The organism is Streptomyces sp. NPDC104106 (genome assembly GCF_055584345.1).
The window spans coordinates 1-3,643 of sequence record NZ_JBVJMF010000057.1; the positions used below are offsets into that span (position 1 = coordinate 1).

1 protein-coding gene is annotated in these 3,643 nt (G+C 73.4%); it reads right to left on the bottom strand.

Features of this window, described 5'->3' with window-relative positions; genetic code table 11:
* Window positions 1–3,593 (bottom strand): SDR family NAD(P)-dependent oxidoreductase (locus ACZ60X_RS43775; protein ID WP_469611415.1); only part of this gene is annotated, 3,593 nt, incomplete at its 3' end.
* Between the last annotated feature and the right edge of the window lie 50 nt (window positions 3,594–3,643).

Genomic DNA, 3,643 nt, shown 5'->3' on the forward strand with positions numbered 1-3,643 from the left:
CCCACCCGGCCCGGCACCACACCCCCCGGACGCACCGAGACCAGGCCCTCCCGCGCCTCCGCCACCGAACCCGCCACCACCACCGCACGGTGACCCAAATGCGCCCGACTGGTCGCCAGCGAATACGCCACATCGGCCAGACACACATCACGAACAGCATCCAGATGAGACACCAACGCCCCCGCCTGAGCCCGCACCGCCTCCGGCGACTTACCCGACACCACCAACGGCACCACACCGTCCGGAGCGACCCCACGCTCACCCACAAGAGCCTGCGGCTCCACACCCTCCAAAATCACATGCGCGTTCGTGCCACTGATCCCGAACGCCGACACACCCGCACGACGCGGACGCCCCTCCACCACCGGCCACTCCCGCGACTCGGTCAGCAACTCCACCGCACCCGCCGACCAGTCCACCGCCGACGACGGCGCATCCACGTGCAGCGTCCTCGGCAGCACCCCACACCTCATCGCCTGCACCATCTTGATCACACCCGCCACACCTGCGGCGGCCCCGGTGTGGCCGATGTTCGACTTCAGGGCGCCGAGGAGCAGCGGGCGGTCGTCACCGGGCCGTTCCTGGCCGTAGGTGGCGATCAGGGCCTGCGCCTCGATGGGGTCACCCAGCGAGGTACCCGTACCGTGTGCCTCCACGGCGTCCACGTCGGCCGCGGACAGACCGGCGCTCGCCAGCGCCTGGCGGATCACGCGCTGCTGCGAAGGGCCGTTCGGCGCGGTGAGACCGTTGGAGGCGCCGTCCTGGTTGACCGCGCTGCCGCGTACCAGGGCCAGGACCTGATGGCCGTTGCGGCGCGCGTCCGACAGGCGCTCCAGCAGGAGTAGACCCACCCCCTCGGCCCAGGCCGTGCCGTCCGCGCCCGCCGCGAAGGCCTTGCAGCGTGCGTCGGGGGCCAGGCCGCGCTGCCGGGAGAACTCCACGAAGACGCCCGGGGTGGACATCACGGCGACACCGCCGGCGAGTGCGAGGGAGCACTCGCCGCTGCGCAGCGCCTGCATCGCGGAGTGCATCGCCACCAGCGACGACGAGCACGCGGTGTCGATGGTGAGGGCGGGGCCCTCCAGACCGAGGACGTACGAGATGCGGCCGGAGGCGACGCTGCCGGCGCTGCCGGTCAGGGCGTAGCCCTCGGTGCCCTCGGTGCCGCCGCCGAGCCGTGGGGTGTAGTCCTGGGCGCCCATGCCGGTGAAAACACCGACATCCTGGCCGCGCAGGGAGGACGGGTCGATGCCGGCCCGTTCGAAGACCTCCCACGACACCTCCAGCAGCAGTCGCTGCTGCGGGTCCATGGCGAGGGCCTCGCGGGGGTTGATGCCGAAGAACTCGGCGTCGAAGTCGGCGACGCCGCGCAGGAAGCCGCCCTTGCGGACGTAGGTCGTGCCGGGGGCGTCCGGGTCGTCGGAGAAGAGGTTCGTCAGGTCCCAGCCGCGGTCGGCCGGGAAGTCGACGAGTGCGTCGCGGCCCTCGGCGAGCAGGGTCCACAGGTCTTCGGGGGAGGTCACTCCGCCGGGGAGGCGGCACCCCATGGAGACGATGGCGATCGGGTCGTCGGTGGCGGGCGGCGGTACGACTGCGGGAAGGGCGGCGCCGGTGGGGTCGGTGGTCGTGGCGGGCCGGTCTCCGACGAGTTCGGTGCGGAGGCGGCCGGCCAGTGCCTTGGGGCTCGGGTAGTCGAAGACGAGTGTGGCGGGCAGGCGCAGCCGGGTGGCCGCGGTGAGCCGGTTGCGCAGTTCGACCGCGGTGACCGAGTCGAAGCCGATCTCCTTGAACGCCCTTTCCTCCTGGACGACGGCGGTATCGGCGTGGCCCAGGACGGCGCCGGCCTCGGCGCGGACCAGGTCCACGAGGCGGCGTTCCTGTTCGGCCGGGGAGAGTCGCAGCAGTTCGGAGCGGAGGGCGGAGGCGTCGGTGTCGGGGCGGTCCTCGGTGGTGCCGGCGAGGATGTCGGTGACCTCGGGCAGGCCGCGCAGCAGCGGGCGGGGGCGGGAGAGGGTGAAGGCGGGGGCGAAGCGGGTCCAGTCGATGCCGGCGACGACCACGTGGGTCTCGTCGTGCTCGACGGCCTGGACCAGTGCGGCGACGCCGAGGTGGGGCTCCATGAGGGAGATGCCGAGCTTGGCGAATTCGCCGGCCATGGACGCGTCGACCATGCCGCCGCCGTCCCAGGCGCCCCACGCGATGGAGGTGGCGGTGAGTCCGCGGGCGCGGCGGCGGTGGGCGAGCGCGTCGAGGTGGGCGTTGGCGCCGGCGTAGGCGGTGAGCCCGTTGCTGCCCCAGGCGGTGGCGCCGGAGGAGAACAGGACGAAGGCGTCCAGGTCGCGGTCGCCGAGCAGGCTGTCGAGGTGGCGGGCGCCGGCGATCTTGGCTCGGCCCATGTCCGCGAACTGCTCGACGGTGAGGCCGGACAGCGGCGATTCGGTCTGGGAGGCTCCGGCGAGGTGCAGGACGGCGGTGAGCGGCAGTTCCGCGGGGATGCCGTCGAGGAGGGCGGCGACCGCGTCGCGGTCGGCGACGTCGCAGGCGGTGATGGTGACCTGGGCTCCCAACTCTTCGAGTTCGGCCCGGAGTTGGTTGGCGCCGGGGGCGTCGGGGCCACGGCGGCTGGTGAGCAGCAGGTGCTCGGCTCCGTGCTCGGCGAGCCAGCGGGCGACATGGGCGCCGGTGCCGCCCGTGCCGCCGGTGACCAGGACGGTGCCGCGCGGCGTCCAGGACTTGGCGGCCGGGGCGCCGTCGAGCGGGGCGCGGCGCATGCGGCGGGCGTACAGGCCGTCGGGGCGTACGGCGAGCTGGTCTTCGTCGCCGGGGCCGGTGAGGGCCGTGCACAGCAGGTCGATGGTGTGGGGGTCGGGTTGGCCGGGGCCGGCGGGCAGATCGACGAGGCCGCCCCAGGTCTGCGGGTGGTCCAGCGCCAGGACGGTGCCGATGCCCCACACCACGTGCTGGGAGGCGTCGGTGAGTTCCGCGGATTGGGCGACGGCGACGCCGCCGGAAGTGACCGCCCACAGGGGTGCCTCGATCCCGGCGTCGCCGAGTGCCTGGACGAGGGCCACGGTGCCGATCGTGCCGCGTGACCAGGTGGTGTGGACGGGGTGCGGCCGGCCGTCGAGCGCGAGGAGCGACACGATGCCCGTGACGTGCTGGTCGGGCAGGGTGGCGGCCAGTGCCGCCCGGTCCGCGGTCTCGGTGTCGACCTCGATGCGCACGGTCTGTACGCCCCGTTCGGCGAGGCCGTCGGCGACCGCCTCGGCGAGCGGGTCGCCGTCGGTGCCGACGGCGAGGATCCATGTGCCGGATGCGGTGGTGGTGGTGTCTATGCGGTCCCAGCCGAGCCGGTAGCGCCATCCGTCGATGACGGTCCGCTCCTGCCTGCGGCGGCGCCAGGACGACAGCGCGGGCAGGACCTCGTCGAGTACGGAGGCCTTCAGCTGAAGGTCGTCGGCGAGGGCGCCGGTGTCGCCGGCCTCGATCGCGGCCCAGAACGCTGCGTCGACCGGGTCGGCCTCGACCGTGGGCCGGTCGTTGGCGTCGAGCCAGTAGCGCTGGTGCTGGAACGGATACGTCGGCAACGCCACCCGCCGCGCACCCACCCCCTCCAACACCCCGCCCCACTCCACATCCACAC